Annotated in this window: 20 protein-coding genes and 1 other RNA gene; 13 read left to right on the top strand and 8 right to left on the bottom strand. The window is 64.7% G+C overall.

Translation table 11 applies throughout. The features are described from left to right. Positions 1 to 30: 30 nt before the first annotated feature. From PZE19_RS21915 to PZE19_RS21930, 4 genes are all read right to left on the bottom strand, one after another. Positions 31 to 879 (bottom strand): hypothetical protein, encoded by an 849-nt coding sequence (locus tag PZE19_RS21915; RefSeq protein WP_277862734.1) that lies wholly within the window; start codon positions 877 to 879, stop codon positions 31 to 33. Next, positions 876 to 2,168, bottom strand: coding sequence for an ATP-binding protein (locus PZE19_RS21920; RefSeq protein WP_277862735.1), 1,293 nt, complete (start codon positions 2,166 to 2,168; stop codon positions 876 to 878). The genes PZE19_RS21915 and PZE19_RS21920 overlap by 4 nt, the downstream gene beginning before the upstream one ends. Positions 2,169 to 2,216: 48 nt before the next feature. After that, a complete protein-coding gene (locus PZE19_RS21925; protein ID WP_277862736.1) occupies positions 2,217 to 4,151 on the bottom strand; it encodes a ParB/RepB/Spo0J family partition protein in 1,935 nt (644 codons plus the stop codon). A gap of 144 nt (positions 4,152 to 4,295) precedes the next feature. After that, the gene (locus PZE19_RS21930; protein WP_277862737.1) at positions 4,296 to 4,514 is read right to left on the bottom strand and encodes a hypothetical protein; all 219 of its coding nucleotides are present in this window, start codon (positions 4,512 to 4,514) and stop codon (positions 4,296 to 4,298) included. 543 nt (positions 4,515 to 5,057) lie between these two features. Between PZE19_RS21930 and PZE19_RS21935 the strand changes: the two genes are divergently transcribed. The 12 genes from PZE19_RS21935 to PZE19_RS33160 all read left to right on the top strand — a co-directional run bounded on the left by PZE19_RS21935 (position 5,058) and on the right by PZE19_RS33160 (position 11,801). After that, positions 5,058 to 5,849, top strand: coding sequence for a ParB/RepB/Spo0J family partition protein (locus tag PZE19_RS21935; RefSeq protein ID WP_277862738.1), 792 nt, complete (start codon positions 5,058 to 5,060; stop codon positions 5,847 to 5,849). A 333-nt stretch (positions 5,850 to 6,182) separates the two neighbouring features. Continuing rightward, positions 6,183 to 6,626 (top strand): hypothetical protein, encoded by a 444-nt coding sequence (locus PZE19_RS21940; protein ID WP_277862739.1) that lies wholly within the window; start codon positions 6,183 to 6,185, stop codon positions 6,624 to 6,626. Between the two features lie 800 nt (positions 6,627 to 7,426). Beyond that, a complete protein-coding gene (locus PZE19_RS21945; RefSeq protein WP_277862740.1) occupies positions 7,427 to 8,005 on the top strand; it encodes a TraM recognition domain-containing protein in 579 nt (192 codons plus the stop codon). Between the two features lie 17 nt (positions 8,006 to 8,022). Beyond that, positions 8,023 to 8,586, top strand: coding sequence for a hypothetical protein (locus PZE19_RS21950; RefSeq protein WP_277862741.1), 564 nt, complete (start codon positions 8,023 to 8,025; stop codon positions 8,584 to 8,586). 56 nt (positions 8,587 to 8,642) lie between these two features. Further along, positions 8,643 to 8,951 (top strand): hypothetical protein, encoded by a 309-nt coding sequence (locus PZE19_RS21955; RefSeq protein WP_277862742.1) that lies wholly within the window; start codon positions 8,643 to 8,645, stop codon positions 8,949 to 8,951. A 52-nt stretch (positions 8,952 to 9,003) separates the two neighbouring features. Beyond that, on the top strand, positions 9,004 to 9,195 hold the full coding sequence (locus PZE19_RS21960; RefSeq protein WP_277862743.1) for a hypothetical protein: 192 nt from the start codon (positions 9,004 to 9,006) through the stop codon (positions 9,193 to 9,195). 177 nt (positions 9,196 to 9,372) lie between these two features. Then, the gene (locus PZE19_RS21965) at positions 9,373 to 9,564 is read left to right on the top strand and encodes a hypothetical protein (RefSeq protein WP_277862744.1); all 192 of its coding nucleotides are present in this window, start codon (positions 9,373 to 9,375) and stop codon (positions 9,562 to 9,564) included. A gap of 10 nt (positions 9,565 to 9,574) precedes the next feature. After that, complete coding sequence (locus PZE19_RS21970; RefSeq protein WP_277862745.1) at positions 9,575 to 9,934, top strand: hypothetical protein; 360 nt, start codon at positions 9,575 to 9,577, stop codon at positions 9,932 to 9,934. A gap of 1 nt (position 9,935) precedes the next feature. Next, entirely contained in the window at positions 9,936 to 10,121 is a 186-nt protein-coding gene (locus PZE19_RS21975) for a hypothetical protein (protein ID WP_277862746.1), read from the top strand. Between the two features lie 2 nt (positions 10,122 to 10,123). Further along, entirely contained in the window at positions 10,124 to 10,294 is a 171-nt protein-coding gene (locus tag PZE19_RS21980; RefSeq protein ID WP_277862747.1) for a hypothetical protein, read from the top strand. Next, a complete protein-coding gene (locus tag PZE19_RS21985; protein WP_277862748.1) occupies positions 10,291 to 10,482 on the top strand; it encodes a helix-turn-helix transcriptional regulator in 192 nt (63 codons plus the stop codon). The genes PZE19_RS21980 and PZE19_RS21985 overlap by 4 nt, the downstream gene beginning before the upstream one ends. 74 nt (positions 10,483 to 10,556) lie before the next feature. Further along, positions 10,557 to 11,801: a tyrosine-type recombinase/integrase gene (locus PZE19_RS33160; protein ID WP_277862749.1), complete on the top strand. Its 1,245-nt coding sequence runs from the start codon at positions 10,557 to 10,559 to the stop codon at positions 11,799 to 11,801. A 175-nt stretch (positions 11,802 to 11,976) separates the two neighbouring features. Here the strand turns inward: PZE19_RS33160 and ssrA are convergent. After that, positions 11,977 to 12,343: a transfer-messenger RNA gene (gene ssrA, locus PZE19_RS21995) on the bottom strand. Between the two features lie 249 nt (positions 12,344 to 12,592). Between ssrA and PZE19_RS22000 the strand changes: the two genes are divergently transcribed. After that, positions 12,593 to 13,441: a DUF2934 domain-containing protein gene (locus tag PZE19_RS22000; protein ID WP_277862750.1), complete on the top strand. Its 849-nt coding sequence runs from the start codon at positions 12,593 to 12,595 to the stop codon at positions 13,439 to 13,441. A gap of 21 nt (positions 13,442 to 13,462) precedes the next feature. Here the strand turns inward: PZE19_RS22000 and PZE19_RS22005 are convergent, their stop codons facing one another. The 3 genes from PZE19_RS22005 to PZE19_RS22015 form a co-directional block, all read right to left on the bottom strand. Next, positions 13,463 to 15,127, bottom strand: a complete 1,665-nt coding sequence (locus tag PZE19_RS22005; protein WP_277862751.1) for a SpoIIE family protein phosphatase — start codon at positions 15,125 to 15,127, stop codon at positions 13,463 to 13,465. 143 nt (positions 15,128 to 15,270) lie between these two features. Continuing rightward, positions 15,271 to 16,071 carry a TrmH family RNA methyltransferase gene (locus tag PZE19_RS22010; RefSeq protein WP_277862752.1) on the bottom strand — a complete coding sequence of 267 codons (801 nt, stop codon included), beginning with the start codon at positions 16,069 to 16,071 and terminating at the stop codon, positions 15,271 to 15,273. A gap of 114 nt (positions 16,072 to 16,185) precedes the next feature. After that, positions 16,186 to 17,979 (bottom strand): DUF1559 domain-containing protein, encoded by a 1,794-nt coding sequence (locus PZE19_RS22015; protein ID WP_277862753.1) that lies wholly within the window; start codon positions 17,977 to 17,979, stop codon positions 16,186 to 16,188. Between the last annotated feature and the right edge of the window lie 61 nt (positions 17,980 to 18,040).

The following is an 18,040-nucleotide window of genomic DNA, read 5'->3' on the forward strand; positions in this document are numbered from 1 at the left end:
GAGTAAAGGTTCTGGTGACAAGAGCTACCGTCATTCCAGACGGCCATTCTGCACCGACACCAGCAGATCCACCAGCGCGAACTTATCGACCTTGCGGAAGTCGATCAACTCAAGGTGCTCGATCACGAATTGCCGGAGGTCGGCCCGCTCGATGCTGTGTGCGTCCCCGCCTTGCTGGGGCAGTCGCTTGGTCCCCCGCCGGCTGCTCTTGATGATGCCTTTCAGGCAATATTCGGAGACGGTCTTGTTATCGAGGCCAAGCACCAGGGCAGCCGACCTGGCCGAGAAGGTTTCGGTGTTTCGCCGCGACAGGTTGATCCGCTTGGCCCGCACCATGATCGCTGTCGCCGTGCGCGTGAAGCCATGGGCGCGGAATATTTCCGAGCACTTGTCAGGGTCGTGCAGGGGCACGCGTTTCATCAACTCGTCTTCAGCGGCCGTCCACTTCGGCTCTTTCTTTCTCGGGCGGGTCAAGCCGAGCCGCGTGCATCGGTCGCTGACCACCCAGCGGGGCTCATCCAACTGACGGGCAAGCTCCTTGACGCCGCTCAGATCGCCCTTCGGAACTTTCAGGGTTGGCCACATTTCGGTGATTTTGGCGTCGAGCGCGGCGAACTCCTCGCGGCTTCGGCTCTTTTTCTGCTGTTGACCGCTGCGCTTCAGACCGAGCTTCCCCACCTGGCCGTAGATCGCCGATTTCGTTCGGGCAGGCAGGAGGTTCGCACAACAGGACAAGACCTTCGTCGGGTAGTGTTCGCTCAGGATCTGGTTTTCCTCGTCCGTCCAGTACCGCTCGTCGCGATGGCCGGGGACGCGAGGAGCTGAAAGCCGGGGCTTGTGTTCCCGGCCCTTTTTGAAGAAGACGCGTTCGAGGGTCATTGGCTTTTCTCCCAGAAGAACTTGGGATTCGCCCGGACGCCCTCGTCGTTGATCTCTACCGCCCCGAATGTCTCCAGCAGGGCCAGCGCTGCGATTACGTCGTCTTCCGCCACATCGAGGTGCGCGGCAAGCCCCTTGACCAGCGTGCCGTCCGGCATGAGGCCCTTGAGCGCCTCGAACGCCCGTGCCGCCAAGGGGAACGAGTCGTCGCGGATGAACGACCGCACGGCCTTGAAGCCGGGAGACGCAGCCGATTCCTGATCGTTCGTCTGGCTCATCTCCTCCAGTTCGTCGATCGCCAGCATGGATCGAGCCTCGCTTGCCTCGACTCTTTGCACCTCGGCCAAGCGGGGAGCCGCCCCGATGTGTCGGCTCTTCACGTCACCGATCCTGACCTCTACCGGGCTGAACGAAAAGGCGGGCCCAGCTGCCACGAACTCGCCGGGCGTGAGCGTCGGCAGGCGGTCGTAGGCCTTCCGCATGTCCCAGCCGATCGTCTCGGCCGCCCGCTTCACGTCGAGGTCGAGCGTGTTGATCCCGATCAGGAAATTGTGGATCTCCGATACGACGGACTTGCTGAGGCGGGCAAGGCGCTGCGTCGCCAGCACGCCGACGAGCCCACGCTTGCGGCCGCGGCTCATCAGATCGACCATGGCCGCGATCGAGGCCTTTCGCACGGCCGATGATTCCTGCCCCTGCGTCCCCCAAGGGGCAAAAAGGTGGGCCTCGTCTACGGCCACGAGCGCAGGGTGCCACATCTCCTGCGGGCACTCGACCAGGGCGTGGCAGATGGCGGCCACGGCCATCATCTGCTCCTCGCGTCGGCAGTCTGACAGGTCGACCACCATCGAGATGCGATTCACGCGGGCTCGCCGGGCCATTTCGGCTAAAGCCGCTCCCTTGAGCTTATGGCCTTCGATGTAGAGGTAGCCGAGCTCATCGGCAAGGGTTCGGAACTCGCCTTCCGGGTCGATCACGATCTGCTGAATTCGCCCGGCGCTCTGCTCCAGCAGTCGGCGCATCGTCCAGGACTTCCCGGCTCCCGAAGCCCCCAGAATCAGCAGGCGGCCTTCCATGAGCTTGCCGAGGTCGAGGGAGACGTCGATGTTCTGATTCACATCGAGCTTGCCGAGCGTGATCGCGTCGGGGCCGGCAGGCTGGGGCGGCATCTCGGGGGCGGCTTGCGCCTCGTGGGGTACTTCGGTGGGTGCCGCTCTCGGCGGGGCTCCGTCATAGCTGACATTCTTGAAGGCGGCCGCGACGAGGGCTTCCTGATTCGGTGTGGTCATGGTGCATCATCCTTGATGTGGGGCGAGCCGGAGCCCGCCCCGGTTTCGTTACGCGGCCTTCTTGCCCTTTTTCGCCTTGGTGGGGGTCGGCTCGGGAGCTTCCCTGAACGCCATGCCTTCGGGCAGCCAGTTCTTTATCCGCTCGCCCTGCTCAGGAGTCGTGCCCGGACGGTTCGGCTCGTTGAACACCTTGTGCAGTTCCCCCGCGATGTCGCCCTTCTTGGCATTCGCGTTGTTCCGGGCCCATTGCTCGCCGCGATCACCGCCGACAAGCTCCCTGCCGATCTCGAGCAACTGATCCTTCGTCACGCGGCCGAGGTAGGCATCCTTTGTCGGTCGCCAGTATTCCGCCACGTTCGCCCCCGTCTGTGACAGGGCCACATCATAGGCGGTCAGCTCCCCGCCGTTATCAAGCTTCGGCTGCAAGGTGAGGGCGACGGAGTAGGCCAAAAGGGCTTGCTTCTGGTAATCCGAGAGGCCTTGGAAGGCTGCGAACTGCGCCGCTTCCGTTTTGCCCTTCAACCAATCGGTTGGGAGTGCCTTCGACAACGGCTCCATCTGCGACCGGATGAAGCCACTGGCATCCGCGCTGGCGTTTCCCGCGAAGTTCCGGCTGAAAGAGACCTGCGGGCCGTCGTAGGTCGAACGCGCGGTCAGGGCGTTCTTCGCCGCCTTGAACACCAGCAGGTCGAACGCGATCGCCGGGTGCTTGGCGATCTCGGCCTGGGCCACGCTGAGGCGATAGGCTTCGAGATAGCGCTTCAGCGACTCGGACATGCCCTTGGGCTTTTCGGGCTCGTCAGGCTCCGCGTCGGCCCCTTTAGCCTTGGCGGCTGCCTTCTTGTCCTCCGGCCTCACCAGTCCCTTCTCGATGCGCAGCGTGCCGTTGCCGTCGATCGAGACGTAGCAGCCAGCGGTCTTCATCTCCTCCGGGTCAAACACAACGTAAGATTCGAGCTTTTCGTTCAATTCACCAAGTTGCTTTTCCAATACGTCGCGTTTCGCCTCAAGGGTTTCCGACAGGGCCTCGTCCTCGCCGTCGTCTTCGTAATAAGCCTGATCCGCGGCTTCAGACTCGGTTTCGAGCTTCGCCTTGAGGTCAGTCAGCTCCTGAGGCGCGTCGACCGGACTGGACTCGATTGATCCGCACCGACGCGTGAAGTCCCAATCATGCTCGATGGCGGTTTCGACCCATGCCCACCCTTCGCCCCTCAGCTCCTCGGCAGCTGCTTCGAGCTTTTCACCAGCGAGTCGGTGCAGCACATCCGGGTTCTCCAAGTAAACCCGGTCACCGAAAAGATCGTTCTTCGTGAACCCTCCGGCGGCTGTGTACGCCTCAAGGCCGACGAATTTCGCGAGTTTGTCATTGCCGCTCACCGTGCCTTCGGTCAGGGCCCGGCGCACGGCATGCTCGTTCTTCTTGTCCCACTTATCCAGCGATTTATACACTTCCATCTGGCGCGTCTGGTCGTCCGTCACCGTAAACGCCATGAGGACTTCCAGCGTCAGGTTTTCCGCCCGGTATTCGGCCAGCAATTCCAGAGCGAGCTTGCCCAGCCGGAGGCGCTTCAGGACGTGCTTTTCCTCCACTCCGAAACGCTCCGCGATGAACCCTGCCGATTTGCCGGCCTTACTCAGCGCCGCAAACGCCTCGAACTCATCCGCCGGGTGCATGGCCTGTCGGACGATGTTTTCGGCAAGGCTCATCTCGGCGGCGTGTTCCTCGCTCACGACCTGACAGGGCACGGCGTGGTCTTCGGGGAGCTTACCCTCGGCTTGCAGGGACTTCATGGCTTCGAGGCGGCGAGCACCCGCGATAACGAGGTACTTGCCCTTCTTGCCCTCGGTGACGACCAGGTTCTGCATCAGGCCGTGGGCGACGATGGACGACTTCAATTCCTCGTCCGCAGTTGCTGAAGCCGTTTTACGGACGTTGAGCGGTGATTTGACGAGTTTGGCTAATTCAATGTATTGGTTTGACATAATCACTATTCCTTAAAGCAGTTAGTGGTTTAGAAGGTGGGAGCGGCGCGAACCGCTCCCATTTTCGTATCATGCGAAAATTGTTCATGCAACAAGTGATTGATCTATTCAGTGGGGCCGGTGTTACCCGGCCCCGGTAGGCAATTAGGCTGCCTGCAGAAGCTGGTCAACAACCTCGCTGGTAGCGAGCTTGCTATCAGACTGATTGCGGAACCAGCGGCCCTTGTCGAAGAGATAACCGGCTGACTTCAGCTCGGCACGCTGCTCCAAACTGGGCTTGGCTGTGAAAGTGATGGAGACGGTGTAGCTGGTCTGGATGATGCCTACTGCATCGGTGCTGGCTGCTTGCTGAGTATTGTTCATAATCAATTCCTTCTTTGTTTCCGGCACGACCATCGAGCCTTACGGCACGCCCTCAGAGGCCGCCCCAGACGGGAAGCTCTCGCGGTGGGCAAGCTGAATTACGGAGGGTCCCGAAGGGAAACCGTCATTCTGCTTGCGCATCCCGGTGGCGGGTTCAACGTGCCCGTGATAAGGCCTCGGTTGGGGCGGACATGAGGAGGTCGTGGTGAGCCGACGACCGGCTTGCCGAATCGCCCGGTAGCCTCTTGTGGAATCTAAATACGTCCGTACACTACACCCATGGGAACCCACCTCAAAAGCCTGCCCGCCTAGCCTTCCGATTGGACGGTACGCGTTCGTCTGCTGCCTGCTGTCCAGTAAACGCGCGAAGCCGCACGTCAAAACCGGCTTCAGAGACGACTCATTGCCCGCACAAATCTCCCAAGCCACCCAGTTTGACGGGGATTGCGTTTTCTTTTCTGATAGTAGCCCCAGCCAGTAGGCGCGATCCAAGCTCGACCCGACTCCTCCCCACCGCGCCAAACTTGGCGCAAAGGAGGAGAAATGAAGGGAAAGCACGCTCGCAAGTCCATCGCCGCCCTGAAGCTCAGGCCGATTCGGCAGGGCAACGGCTCCGCTGAGGAGTTGAAGTCCCTCGCCCGGTCGTGGTTGGGAAGGGCTATCCACCCCATCGTCTGCCGCCCCGACCTCACCGTGGCGGATGGTCACCGCCGCCTCGAAGGGTTGAAGCTGCTGGGCGAAACCGAAGTCGAGGTGTTCATCACCGAGGAGGATCTGGACGACAACCAGCTCACTCAGATCGCCCTCACCACGGCCATCCACCGTGCCGACCTCACGGGCTACGAGAAATGGCAGGCTTGCCGCGAGTTGCTGGAGCTAAACCAGTGGCAGGGCAAGGAGCTGGCCGAACACCTGCACCTCGACCCTTCGAGCGTCACAAGGCTGATGTCGCCGTCGAAGTGCATTCCCGAGGCCGTTGAGGCTCTGAAGGCGGGGCGCATCACCATCAGCGACACCTACGCGCTGTCCAAGCTGGACCAGGCGGACCAGCCCGGCCTTTTGGCTTTGAAGCTCTCCGGCGCCAGCCGCGACACCCTCGAACGGCAGGGGCGGAAGACGCGGGCGGCAAGCGCTCCAGCCGTGCGGGCCAGCAAGATCAAGTGCCCGCTGGTCAGCGGCTCCGTCGTCACAGTGGCGGGGGATGAGATCAGCCTCGACGACGCCATCGAGGCGTTGAAGGAAGCCGCCAAGGCCATGCAGAAGGCCCGGGATACCGGGCTGGACGCGAAGACCGCTCAAGCGGTCTGGCGCGATATGGCACTGGCTGGATCGTAAACCCGCTTCGGTTTCGATTCGGTAAGCCCGCCGGAGCGTTTCCGGCGGGGACGTGGAGGGTGCGCGCACAGGAGAAGCGCCGTGAAGAAGAACGACAAGCACGAGCCGTATTGCGGCTGTCGTGAGTGCAAGCGCCCGGAGCAGAAGCTGCCGCTGTTGAAGGAGTCGGAGCGGGAGGGGGGAGTCGAACCAAACATCGCTTCGCCAGTGCCCTCTGGAACCCCACGCGCAGAGCGCGATGTGTCCCTCCCGCAAAGATGACGGCGGTATGGTGGCCGCCGTCCTGATGATGAAACCCTATCCCACTCGCCCCATTCGAGCAAGGAGAAACCCGTGGCCAGGATCGTCACCCGCATCATCCTCGGCGTCGCCATGCTGGCCGCAGCCTGGCAGTCGTTCTCGATGTCGCTGCGCCGCCTAGAAGAGGCTCGAGGCCCAATCCCGGCGCAGTTTAGGAGCATTCAAGACTTGGATATCGACTTCTTCGACCGGCCTGACCCCAGGGATATCCCCACCACTCCCGAACAGTTAGCCAAGTATCGAGAAGCCTTTTGGCTTCAGCGATTCTCGCTGGCCACCGTCCTCCCCGGCATCGCCCTCATCCTGCTCGGCGTGCTGCCCACCATCGTCCCGCCCACTTTCCGGCTTCTGGTATGGCACTTCATCCCCGACTTCATGCGGAGGCACGGCAATGACGCTGCTATCGAGATGGTTCCAGAATCGGCGGCCCCCGAAGACGTCCGACCCCCTGGACCAGAAGCTGTTCCGCTGGTCTGAACGCGACCCCTTCACCGTCCGCGACCTGCTGAACGGCGGGGTATGCGTGATCGGCCGGGCGGGCTCCGGCAAGACGTCCAGCTCGGGGAAGCTCCTCGGCAGGTCGATCATCGGACTGCCCGGATCGGGTGGGCTCATCCTCGCGGCGAAGCCCGAAGACCTCGAGATGTGGCAGGCCATCTTCGCCTCGGCGGGTCGCTCGGAAGACCTGCTCGTGTTCGGGCCGGAGCAGCCCCTGCGGTTTAACTTCCTCGGCTACGTGCTCGCCATGGGCGGGCTCACGCGGGACGTGACCCGCTGCATCACGGTCATCGGCGAGACGCTCCGGTCGGCAGATACCAAGGGCGGCGAGTCGGCCGATTTCTGGGAAGGCGAACAGCAGCGGATGATCTACAACGGCGTGGAGGTGGTGAAGCTCGCAACTGGTAGCGTCTCCGCGCCCGACATCCAGCGGTTCATCATGGCCGCCCCACAGAGCCCGGCGCAACTCACAGATGAAAAGTGGCGGGACGGTTTCTGCAACCAATGCCTCAAAGCCGCCTACATGCGGGGCAAGAGCCCCGTCGAGGAGCACGACTATCGTCTTGCCGTCGATTACTGGCTCGCCGAGTTCCCGACGATGGCGGATAAGACCCGATCGTCCATCCTGACGGGCGTCATGGGCATCCTCCATACCTTCAACGTTGGCGTGGTGCGCGAGCTCGTCTCGACGACCTCGAACTGCAGCCCGGACGACATGCTCAAGGGCAAGTGGGTCATCGTGAACATGGCGCCCGCCGAGTACGGCGACACTGGCGCGCTTGTCGCGGCGGGTTGGAAGTTCCTCACCGAGAAGATGGTGCTCCCGCCGTCATGCCGACGATTCGTCGAACGTCGTCACCATCTGGGCCGACGAGGCGGCGCAGTTCGTCAACAGCTTCGATTCGCTGTTCATCACGCAGTGCCGCTCGCACAAGGGCTGCCTCGTTTTCCTCACGCAGTCGCTGCACTCGTACTTCGGCGCCCTCAAGGGCGATACGGGGCGCAACCAGGCCGATGCCCTCCTCACCAACTTCTCGACGCGGATCATGCACGCGATCGGCGACGCGAAAACAGCGGAGTGGGCCAGCGAGATGCTGGGCCGGGAACTCGAGTCCTTCGTCTCCACGAGCAACTCGCCCGGTGAGCATCCCTTCGAGGACATCTTCGGAGCGAGCAAGGCGAGCACCTCGGTTTCCTTCCAGTACCAGCCCGCGTTACAGCCCAAGGTGTTCATGCACGGGCTCAGGACCGGCGGACTCGCCAACGACCTCACTTGCGACGCCGTGGTCATCCGGTCGGCGGAGCCCTTCAGCAACGGTCGGAGCTGGATGATCGTCGCGTTCTCTCAGAAAGACTGATCCGAAAGGGGTGTGCCATGCCTCAGGAACAGAACAACTCGACGAAGCTCACCACCGGCGATTCTCTCGGCCTCATCTATCTCTTCGCCAACAGCCACGCGACGGCGATCACGCCGCTGATCCGGAACAGCTTCGGGGCGGAGGCCTTCCACCCCTACGGGCTCGTGGCTCTCCTTCTGATGCTCGCGTTGACCGGCGGCCGGTGGGCCAGCGGCATGGGCCTCTACCTGATGTTGTGGTTCATCGCTCTGATCGTCCGGCGCATCCAGACCTTCCATCTCAGGCAAAAGGGCATCATCACGCATAGCCGGTACAGGGGCTATCCATGGCTCGCGATGAAGTTCCGCTTCATCAAGGACGTGGAGCAGGCAAGAGGATTCGAGCCGTTCATGTGCTTCCTGATCGGCGCGGCGGTTTGCCCCATGTCGGAAACCCTCGGCCTGTTCATCATGGCCGGCTTCGTCTCGCTTGGCGTGTGCATGTGCATCGACAAATTCATCGTCTACAAGCGGGTGCAGCACATGAGCGACGCAGTTCTCGAAGGTGAGTATTACGCGGAGGAGTTCAAGAAGGGGCGGTAGGTAGCGTGCGCGCATCGTCTCGGCGAAAACGCTAGACAACAAATCGGAGCACATAAATGGCTGATGAATCGAGTCCAGGCATCGCGGAGCGGATGGTCGACAAGATGAACGAGTGGGCTTCCGAGCAACCCCAGTTCACCGGCCAGGTCGAGGCTATGTGGCGCGAGGGCCTGAAAGACCTCCAGAACGCCATCCTCCCGGCCTTCCCTGAAAGCCAACGCGGGGTCGAGGAACCGGGCACGCCGTTGAGCCCTACATCGCAGCAGGTCACGCAGGAATTGGGTGTCTCCTACGACCAAATGCTCGAAAGCTACGCCCCTCCAAGCACCCCCGTCATGCAGAAGGAAGCCGAGATGGAGCGATAGCGCTGCCATCTAACAGACCGTACCGTTTCACCCCATGCACAAGGAGTCTCAGATGGACCAGGGTTTCGCGCAGATCGTCTTCGTCGGGCTGGTCGCGTGGATTTTCTACATGCTGACGTTCCGCTTGAAGGACTTCATCGTGATCAACGACCACATGAGGGGCAACATCAAGGACGCCGGCAATGTGGCCGGCAAGGCTACCGGAATCGGCCTCAAGGTGCTCAGCACCTTCCTCAAGAAGTGACCCGAGGGGCGGGGAAAGCGACCCGCCCCGCATCCTCCCGGGAGTTCGCCATGTTCGTGTGGATGCTGTTTTTGATCGACGCCGCAGTGACAGCCTTCGCGGTGACGCACACCGACGACGGCAACTGAAAACCCCGTGGCGAGGAAAGCCAACCCGCCTGACTCATTAGGAGCCACGATGCCCGAGGAAAGTGAGTTGATCGAATACGACTGTGCCTTGGCCGCCGGCCTGTTGATCGTCGAAATGCTTCAGACAAGCCCTCATGCCTCCACACCGGAGTTGGTTTCGTTCATTACCGTCGCCTGCCTTGAGGCGGTCAAGGAGGCCAAGCGGCGGACGCGCTTCACCGCTCAGCCCTCGGTCAACTGAGGAGGTCCCCATGCCCAGTGACGAAAGACAACTCGCCCATGCCGTGCGGCACATCGAGCGGATCAAGGAAGGCACCTATCCGGCGGTGGTTGGCCGCGACAGCAATTACCGCATCGTTGAGCGGGATTGGAAAGACATGCCAGAGCCGAGCAAGCTCGCCATCCTTCAGGACGCTGTCGACTGGTCCGGCATCTCCAACCGTGACCAAGGGCATATCCTCCTGTCGGAGATCGACCCAGGCAAGATCAGCGACACGCAGCGCAACCGCCTGATCGACATGGCGGTGTCAGAGGACGGTTATCAGGAGATGCTCGAAGAGAAGGCCGCCGCCGCGACGGGTCGGGGCAAAGACCGTGAAAAGGAGAGATAACATGTTCATAGAGATTCAGAGCGCAGACCCCGCGGTGCACGCCTTGGCCGTCAGGATCGCCCAGCGATGCGTCTGGATCATCCAGGCCGTGTTGCGTGAAGAGGAACGGGGTGAGGCCGCTCGCGAGTTCTATCGCGTCTGCCGCGAGGAGTTGGACAAGAAGTCGTCACGCGAACCGGAGGTCTGACCATGCCGGAGGAGAAACCCAAACGGCCGAACTCCCTCCATGAGGAGTGGAAGACCGATTACGAGGCCGCCCGCCTCCGCGACAGCGGGCAGGAATACGAGTCGTTCCTCAAGGAGGCCACCGAGCGGGCCAAGTCGCGCATGCTGGGGAAGGATAGGGGGCAAGAAAGATGAGCACAGATGCAGCGCCGAAACTGATCAACGCAGAGGAACTGGCCAAGCTCATGCAGGTGTCCGAGCGGACGCTGTGGCGGCTGCTCTCCGGCCGCAAGTTCCCCCAGCCCGTTCGCATCGGGCGCAACACCCGCTGGCGGCTGGCCGAGGTGACGGAGTGGATCGAGAGGGGGTGCCCGCATGGCTGACCCTGGCGCGCTCCACCTACTGAACTTATAATCAGGGACGGGCAACCGTCCCTTTTTCTTTGGAGGACAGAGCAGTGGCCGCGATCTTCAAGCGAGGTCGGGACAAGGGGAAGAAGACCAAGCCCTATGTGATCCAGTACACGGACCACGAGGGTAACCGCCAGTTCGCCAAGGGCTTCACCGACAAGGCGCTCACCGAGCAGCTGGCCGCGAAACTCGAAAACGAGGTGCTGCTGCGGAAGCGGGGCATGATCGACCCGGCCCAGGAGCGGCTGCTGGCGATCAAGCAGAGTCCGATCACCGAGCATCTCGATGCCTTCGACCGCTCGATGGCGAACAACACTCCGAAGCACCGTAAGTTGACCATGACCCGGGTGACCCGGGTCATCGAGGGTTGCGGGTTCCTGACGCTGGCCGAGATGGACGGCGAGAAGGTCGTGGACTGGCTGAACGAGTTCCGCGAGGAGGAGGACATCGGCGCGCGCACCTACAACCACTACCTGCAAGCGGCGGACGCGTTCGGCAAGTGGCTGGTGTTGACCAAGCGGCTGCCCGGCAACCCGCTGGTGGGCATGGAGCGGCTGAACGCCGAAACCGACGTGCGGCACAAGCGGCGGGCGCTCACGCCCGACGAGTTCGCCCGGCTGGTCGAGGCCGCCCGTAATTCCGGCGTCGAGGTGCAGGGTTACGACGGTGAGATGCGGGCGAGGATTTACCAGATCAGCTACCTGACCGGGCTTCGCCGTTCCGAGCTGGCGAGCCTGACCCCGAACTCGTTCAAGCTAGACGATCCGCAGCCAACCCTGACGGTCGATGCCGCCTGCTCGAAGCACCGCCGCAAGGACGTCCTGCCGATGCACCCCAAACTGGTCACGCTGGTGCGGGGGTGGATCTCGGGGCTCGATCCCGATGAACCGCTTTTCTATCGCCTCGCTCGGCGCAAGACCTACACGATGGTGCAAAAGGATTTGGAGCGGGCTGGCATACCCTACGAGACACACGAGGGGCTGGCCGACTTCCACGCGGCGGGGCGGCACTCCCACATTACGAGACTGGTCAGGTCGGGCGCGTCGATCATGGAGGCGAAGGAACTTGCCCGGCATGCCGACATTTGCCAGACGGCCAAGTACACCCACATTGGCATGGAGGACAGGGCGGAGGCGTTGGCCGCGCTTCCGTTCCCGCTGGCTCCGGCGGTAGTGGAGGCGCTGGTGGAGGACGCCGACCTACAGGCGGTAGTCACGGCGTGGCCAAGATTGTCCGAGGAAATCAGGCGGCAAATCCGGGAGCTGGCGGCCTCGACATCGACAGATAGGTGAACGCCGTTGGTTGCATATTGGTTGCGTTTCGGGCGGCGTCTTGGGTCAGAAGCTTTCAGCGGTTGTCAGCTCGGGGGAGTAAAACTCTACCCCCAGAAACGAGCAAAGCCCCGCCGGAGCAGGGCTTTACGTCGTTGGTTGTCACCGCCAGTCAGGAGCTAGCAGTTGGGGTAAAGAGTGGAGGCGGCGGGAATTGCACCCGCGTCCCGAGAAGCTTCAGCGAGGGCATCTACGTGCGTAGCCGGTCATTTGATTGTCGGCGTCAGGGCTCCGGTCGGCAGGATCCCTTTCGGCTTAGCTCATCATGAATTTCGCCCGGGCTTCAACAAGCGGTTTGGCTCAGGCTATCCCGAATTGGCGTCCCTGGCCGAGTCTCTCGGGAGAAGACTCGTCGCAGGGCCGTTCACTGTTTTCAGGCAGCGAGACGGAGACCAACAGTGTTGTTGGCAGTTAAGTTTTAGTCGGCTTTTTACGAGGCCTGCTGACCAACCTCGGCACGCCACCGTTCACTTCGGACATCCGGTCGATCCTGGTTCGCCCCCTTTGGGGAGACGGCCGAAGCCATCGACGGAGAACCGCCGACTGCTCCGAGAGTCATTATCGTTCCTACGCAGCCCGCGTCAAGGAGGTTCGTCCCCGGCCGGGACGAGGTCCGGTTTGCACCGCCGACGTCGCTCTTTCTCTCGAAGGGCTTCGTGTTTATGATGGGGCACCGGGCGGGGGGCTTCTCGGTCCCCGCCACGCTCGGATGGGCGAGGACGGAAACGCGTCGACAGTCGAGGGATCGCGCGATGCTGCCTACCTGGGATCAGATTCAGCGCTCCGCCTACGAGCGATGGGAGCGCCGGGGAGGGGTCCATGGGGCCGACCAGGACGACTGGGTCGCCGCCGAGATGGACCTCGCATTCCAGCTGAACTACCGGCCGGCCGCCGAATATCCACTCGCCTCGGCGGAGCCCGTCCTCGTGGGGGCGAGGCCGCAGCCGGGCTGTCGATTTTGCGAGAGGGGCGCGCCCCGGGCGAAGTTCACCGGGCCCCGGCCGATCGTGCCGGAGGTCGTCGCCGCGACGACGCTACGCACGGGCGAGATCTGCGACGAATGCCACGAGCAGTTCGAGGGATCGATCGACGTCGACTTCGCGCGGTTCTGGCGGTCGCTCCTCGAGGCCGAAGTGGGCGGGCCGCCGCCGGCGACGGTCTCCATCGGGGCCTACAAGGCCCTGGTGCGGATGGCGGTTGCGATCATGCCGGCGCGTGAGCTTCAGCATTTCGCTGACACGCTGGAATGGGTGGGGAATCCGGACCACGATTTCGACAGCTCCCTCTTCGGCGGGACGGGCTGCCTCGTCTACCGGACGCATGCGGCGAGCGAAGTGCCCTGGGTCTCGCTCTCGCGGCGGACGGATCCCGACGCCCCCCTGCCCTACGCCGTGTTCGTGCTGGTCGCGGGCGCGAACGTCGTCGAGATCGCCCCCCCGCTCTGCTCGCGGGATCAGGACCAGGACGAGGCGGTCCTGCGCCTGCCCGCCCGGTCGTTCACGACCGGTTTCGGCGGCGACGCGCGATCGGCGACGCGACGGCTCCTCCCCCTGGAGCGGAGCGAGCGGCCGAGGCGTCGCGGGATGCGTCTCTTCGCCTGACGGCGAGGTCGGCCGCGGCGATCAGACGCGGCCGAAGGCGACCAGGGTGACGTCGTCGAACTGGACGCTGCCGGCGGCGTGGGCGTGGAGGTCCGCGGCGACGGCCTCGCCGGCCTCGCGGGGCGAATCGTGCACGCGGGCGAGTAGCGCGCGGAACCGGGCGTCGGAGTAGCGCTCGTTGGCGCTGTTCATCGCGTCGGGGACGCCGTCCGTGTACAGCATCACGAATTCGCCGGGCTCCAGACGGGTCTCGCTGGCCTCGTAGACGGACTCGCCGTCGATCGCCAGGGGGAGGCCGGAGGTCTCGCGGCCGATCTCCTCGACCGTGCCGTTGCGACGCCGAACCAACGGAGCGGGGTGGCCGGCGTTGACGACGTGCAGGGTATGGGTCTCGACGTCGAGCATCACCAGCAGGAAGGTGATGTACATGTCGAGCACGCCGTTCTCGGTCAGGCGGCGGTTGAGCTTCGTGACGACCTCGGCGGGATCGCGGGCGTCCTGGAGGAACAGGCTGATCTCCGCGGACAGCCGCGCCGTCAAGAGCGCGGCCGGCAGGCCCTTGCCGACGACGTCGCCGACCGCGATCGCCCAGCGTCGCACGGGTTCCAGGCGGGCGGCCTCGGACCCGTACATGGGGATGAAGCCGTAGTAGTCGCCGCCGACGTGGCGTGCCGGCTCGTAGCAGTCCCAGAATTCGTAGCCGGCGACGGACTTGGGCCGCTCCGGGAGCAGGGCCTGCATGACCTGGCGGGCGAACTGCAGCTCGCGTTCGAACTCGCGCTGCTGGAGCAGGTCGCGGTGCATGCGGGCGTTCTGGACGGCCACGCTGATCTGGCTGGCGACCGAGGCGAGGAGGTCGAGGTCTTCCTCGGTGAACCGGCCGCGGCCCTCGTCGGCGTAGATCTGGACCACGCCGACGGGCCGGCGCTTGGCGTCGAAGATGGGCACGCACATGAGCGAGCGGACGCGGCTCTCGGCGATGCTCCGGACGTCGCCCATCTCCTCGCGCGTGTTCTTGCTGAGGATCGCCTGGCCGCCCTTCATGACGCGGTCGAGGATCGTCTTGCTGACGACCACTCCTTCGCCCTGGGCGCCGGTTCGCGACTTCACCGCCTCGGGGGTCAGCTCCTTCGCCTGGTTCTCCAGCAGGACGAAGCCGCCCGAGGCCTGCGAGAAGATGTCGAAGAGCGAGTCGAGCACGCGGCCGAGCAGGGCGTCGAGGACGAGTTCGCCGCCGAATTCGCGGCTGATCTTCTGGAGCGCCCGCAGTTTCTCCTCGGGGCGGGCGATGGCGGCGACGCGGTCCTCGGCCGCCATCAGGTCCATGGCGGCGAAGATCGTCGACTGGTCGTCGTCGCCGGCCTGGACCTGAACCGAGCGGCTGAGGAACTTGAGGGTCACCTCGCCGACCTGGATCCGCGCCTCGTTCCAGAGCTGGGTCGGCCGGGTGACGCGGTGTCCGTCGACGTAGGTGCCGCGGGTGCTCTCCAGGTCGCGGATCAGGTACTCGTCGCGGCGGCGGGCGATCTCGGCGTGCCGTCGCGAGACCGTCTTGGGGTCCAGGACGAGGTCGCAGTCGAGGCTGCGGCCGATCACGGTCAGGTCGGCGGTCAGCTTGACCAGCCGGCCGGTGGTCGGTCCGCTGAGCACTTGCAGCACCGGGGCCGCGATCGGTTCCTGTGGCATCGAGCGCCGTCTCCGAGGAGGATCACCGGCCCGCCCCGCGCGGACGGTCCGCCGCGATATAAAAATTACTAACGGGGCGGCCCCCGATAACTTACGCGTCACGCGCCGGCCCGGGTGATTTCGACGGGATGGTGCGCCCGGATTCACGCTCGCTCGCGCCGGGTGAAATGATAGAGCAAGATGGCGGCGGCGGTCGATACGTTGAGCGAACTGGCCTTTCCCGGCATCGGGATCGTGATGGCCCGCGAGCAACGCCGAAGCCAATCGGCGTCGACGCCGCGATCCTCGTCCCCCAGCACGAGGCCCAGACGGCGCGGCGGGTCGACGAGGCCGAAGGGCTCGCCGTCGTCGGCCACGGCGGCGAGGAAGGCGACGCCGAGGCCCGACTCCAGCTCCGAGGCCAGGCCGAGCAGGTCGTCGGCGACGATGATCGGCACGCGAAGGGCCGAGCCCATCGAGACCCGCAGCACGCGCCGGGAGAGCGGGTCGGGACAGGACGGGCCGGCGAGGATGCCGGCGACGTCGAAGGCGTCGCAGAGCCGGGCGATCGAGCCCAGGTTCTCGGGATTGCTGACCTGCGGGCAGACCGCGAACGTCAACGGCCCCGTCGCCGCGCCCCAGAGCGCGCGCCAGTCGGGCGGCGGGAGCTTGATCCCGCAGGCCATGGCGCCGCGGTGGAACGAGTAGCCGACGAGGTCGTGGATCCGATCGGAGGGCACGACGTAGACCGGCGCGCCCTCGGGGAGGGTCGTCCCCAGCTTCTCCACGTGACGGTCGGTCACGAGCACGGAGGCGACCGGGAAGCGGCTGGCGATCAGCCGCTCGACGAGCCGTTCGCCCTCGACGACGAAGTGGCCGAGGTGACGGGTCGCGTTCGTCGCCTTCAGCGAGCGATATTCGGCGATCCGAGGGTCGTCGAGATCGTGGATGAGGATCGGCGTCATGACGAGGCGATTGTAACGCAAGCCGAAGCCGAGTGGAGGAGCGAAGCCGCGCGACGGGTTTTCCGCCCGGTCGAGTGCGGGACGCCTCCCAGGGGAGATCGCCGTGGGGCCCTGTCAGTAAGCGTCCTGCGAGATCGTCTCCCCTCCCGCGATCGTCCCGAGCGCCTGCCAGACCGCCCCTGCGACGGCGGCCTTGACGAACCGGACGGAACCGTCCCCGACCAGCAAGTTCACGCCCGCGGGGTGGCGACTCGAGGCCGTCGTGACGATCGGGCTTTCGTAGTCGCTCGATCCGCCCAGGACGCACGAGACCCCTCCCGGGGGCAAGAGGCTCGTATAGCGCGTGTAAAGAATGTTGCCGTCGCCCCAGCGGCCCCCGGGGCGCTGGAGCGGCACGTCGAGTACGGGCGACGTCGCCGGGTCGGCCGAGGTGCAGGACGCGAGCGAGTCGGCCGTGAGCAGGTAGTCGGCCTTCGGGTCGACGAGCCCCGCCCTGTGGATGCAGCGCTCGCTGAACATCGCCGTGTTCGTGAGTCCGTCGCGCACGGCCGAGGGGCGAAGCGCGCTTTGATACCAAAACGCGCCGTCGTTGCGGCCGGTCCCGTCGGGCGAGTCGCTCGGGAGGTTCGTCGGCTGAGTCCCGGCGCAGGCCCGGTAGCTGTTCGGGCCGAGGACGTAGGCGTCGGCGGGCCCCGAGGCGGAGTCCGAGGGGCAGAGGAACGTGGATACGATCACCTGGAGCGCCGACTGGTTCATCCGGCTCAGGGGGATCGGATCTTCGACCCAGGGAACCCCCGAAAAATTCAGGGATGCGAACAAGCTCGGCTGCTCGACGAACGGGAGAAGTTGCGAATGGGCCGACCACCTCCCCTTGGAGCCGGGAGGGGCGCCGCCGCCGAGCCCGAACGGGTAGACCGTATGAGTCGACTGATAGGCGGCGAGGGCCGTGCCGACCTGCTTGAGGTTGTTGGCGCATTGCATCCGCCGCGCAGCCTCGCGCGCAGCCTGCACCGCCGGGAGCAGCAACGCGACCAGGAGCCCGATGACCGCGATCACGACGAGCAACTCGATCAAGGTGAAGGCCCGTCTCGGCGCGAGCCGGGGCTCCTCCTCGCGACGCGAGCGCCAGCGCCTCAGGCCGAGGCAGCCGACGATCGTCGCCAGGACCAGCCCCAGACCCGCCGCGATCCAGGCCGTCCAGTCGGCCGGGGGCCGGCGGAGGCGGACGATGCGATCGGCCTTGAGGACGAGGCGGGGATAGACGATTTCCAGGGCGTCCGTCGTGTTCAACGGCTTCGGCACCAGGGCCACCTCCTCGGCCGGAGCGGCGCCGACCTCGAATCTCCCCAACTCCACGAGATCGCCCGTCGGAGGGCCGTGCAGGAGGATCAACGTCGAGCCGACCCTCCTCGCCGCCAGCCTCCCGGCCGGCCTGGTCCCCGGGACCTGTCCATATCCGTTCTTGCCGTCGGGAGGCCGGATGAAGTAGCCGACCTCCTCGCCGCCGGGCCTCACGGCGTCGAAGATCGACACCCAGGTCTCGCCGACGCGCAACCCCAGCTCGACGCCGTTGCTCACCGCATAGTCGGGCGTCCCCGGCTTCGCCCGCGGCTTCGGCCGGATGCGCGCGTCGTACGAAGCGACGACCTCGAAGTCCCCCTCGAGGTTCGCCTCGGCCACGAACCACATCGGCGTCCGCTTCTCCGAACCGCGGGGGATGACCGCGTGAAGGCCGTCTGCGGCGACCTTCCAGCGTCCGCCCGACTGCCCGGTCTTGGCGGAGAAAAGCCAGCGGTCGTACCCGCCGTCCGTGAAGATCACGTCGATCTCGTCCGCGGCGGCCTGCGCATCCCCGCAGAACGACGCGATCCCGAAAACGATGACCATCGCACCGATCTTGAGCGCCATGAGCATGCCTCCGGGCGGGCCGGACTCCCGAGGCTCTGACAAAAGTCTCAGGCATGCTCTT

Source organism: Paludisphaera mucosa, from assembly GCF_029589435.1.
GTDB classification, from domain to species: Bacteria; Planctomycetota; Planctomycetia; order Isosphaerales; family Isosphaeraceae; genus Paludisphaera; species Paludisphaera mucosa.

What these genes read in the sequence shown, in the direction of transcription:
- PZE19_RS21915 (WP_277862734.1), bottom strand. Translation starts at nt 879, where the DNA reads ATGACCCTCGAACGCGTCTTCTTCAAAAAGGGCCGGGAACACAAGCCC.
- PZE19_RS21920 (WP_277862735.1), bottom strand. Translation starts at nt 2,168, where the DNA reads ATGACCACACCGAATCAGGAAGCCCTCGTCGCGGCCGCCTTCAAGAAT.
- PZE19_RS21925 (WP_277862736.1), bottom strand. Translation starts at nt 4,151, where the DNA reads ATGTCAAACCAATACATTGAATTAGCCAAACTCGTCAAATCACCGCTC.
- PZE19_RS21930 (WP_277862737.1), bottom strand. Translation starts at nt 4,514, where the DNA reads ATGAACAATACTCAGCAAGCAGCCAGCACCGATGCAGTAGGCATCATC.
- PZE19_RS21935 (WP_277862738.1), top strand. Translation starts at nt 5,058, where the DNA reads ATGAAGGGAAAGCACGCTCGCAAGTCCATCGCCGCCCTGAAGCTCAGG.
- PZE19_RS21950 (WP_277862741.1), top strand. Translation starts at nt 8,023, where the DNA reads ATGCCTCAGGAACAGAACAACTCGACGAAGCTCACCACCGGCGATTCT.
- PZE19_RS21955 (WP_277862742.1), top strand. Translation starts at nt 8,643, where the DNA reads ATGGCTGATGAATCGAGTCCAGGCATCGCGGAGCGGATGGTCGACAAG.
- PZE19_RS21960 (WP_277862743.1), top strand. Translation starts at nt 9,004, where the DNA reads ATGGACCAGGGTTTCGCGCAGATCGTCTTCGTCGGGCTGGTCGCGTGG.
- PZE19_RS21965 (WP_277862744.1), top strand. Translation starts at nt 9,373, where the DNA reads ATGCCCGAGGAAAGTGAGTTGATCGAATACGACTGTGCCTTGGCCGCC.
- PZE19_RS21970 (WP_277862745.1), top strand. Translation starts at nt 9,575, where the DNA reads ATGCCCAGTGACGAAAGACAACTCGCCCATGCCGTGCGGCACATCGAG.
- PZE19_RS21975 (WP_277862746.1), top strand. Translation starts at nt 9,936, where the DNA reads ATGTTCATAGAGATTCAGAGCGCAGACCCCGCGGTGCACGCCTTGGCC.
- PZE19_RS21980 (WP_277862747.1), top strand. Translation starts at nt 10,124, where the DNA reads ATGCCGGAGGAGAAACCCAAACGGCCGAACTCCCTCCATGAGGAGTGG.
- PZE19_RS21985 (WP_277862748.1), top strand. Translation starts at nt 10,291, where the DNA reads ATGAGCACAGATGCAGCGCCGAAACTGATCAACGCAGAGGAACTGGCC.
- PZE19_RS22000 (WP_277862750.1), top strand. Translation starts at nt 12,593, where the DNA reads ATGCTGCCTACCTGGGATCAGATTCAGCGCTCCGCCTACGAGCGATGG.
- PZE19_RS22005 (WP_277862751.1), bottom strand. Translation starts at nt 15,127, where the DNA reads ATGCCACAGGAACCGATCGCGGCCCCGGTGCTGCAAGTGCTCAGCGGA.
- PZE19_RS22010 (WP_277862752.1), bottom strand. Translation starts at nt 16,071, where the DNA reads ATGACGCCGATCCTCATCCACGATCTCGACGACCCTCGGATCGCCGAA.
- PZE19_RS22015 (WP_277862753.1), bottom strand. Translation starts at nt 17,979, where the DNA reads ATGGCGCTCAAGATCGGTGCGATGGTCATCGTTTTCGGGATCGCGTCG.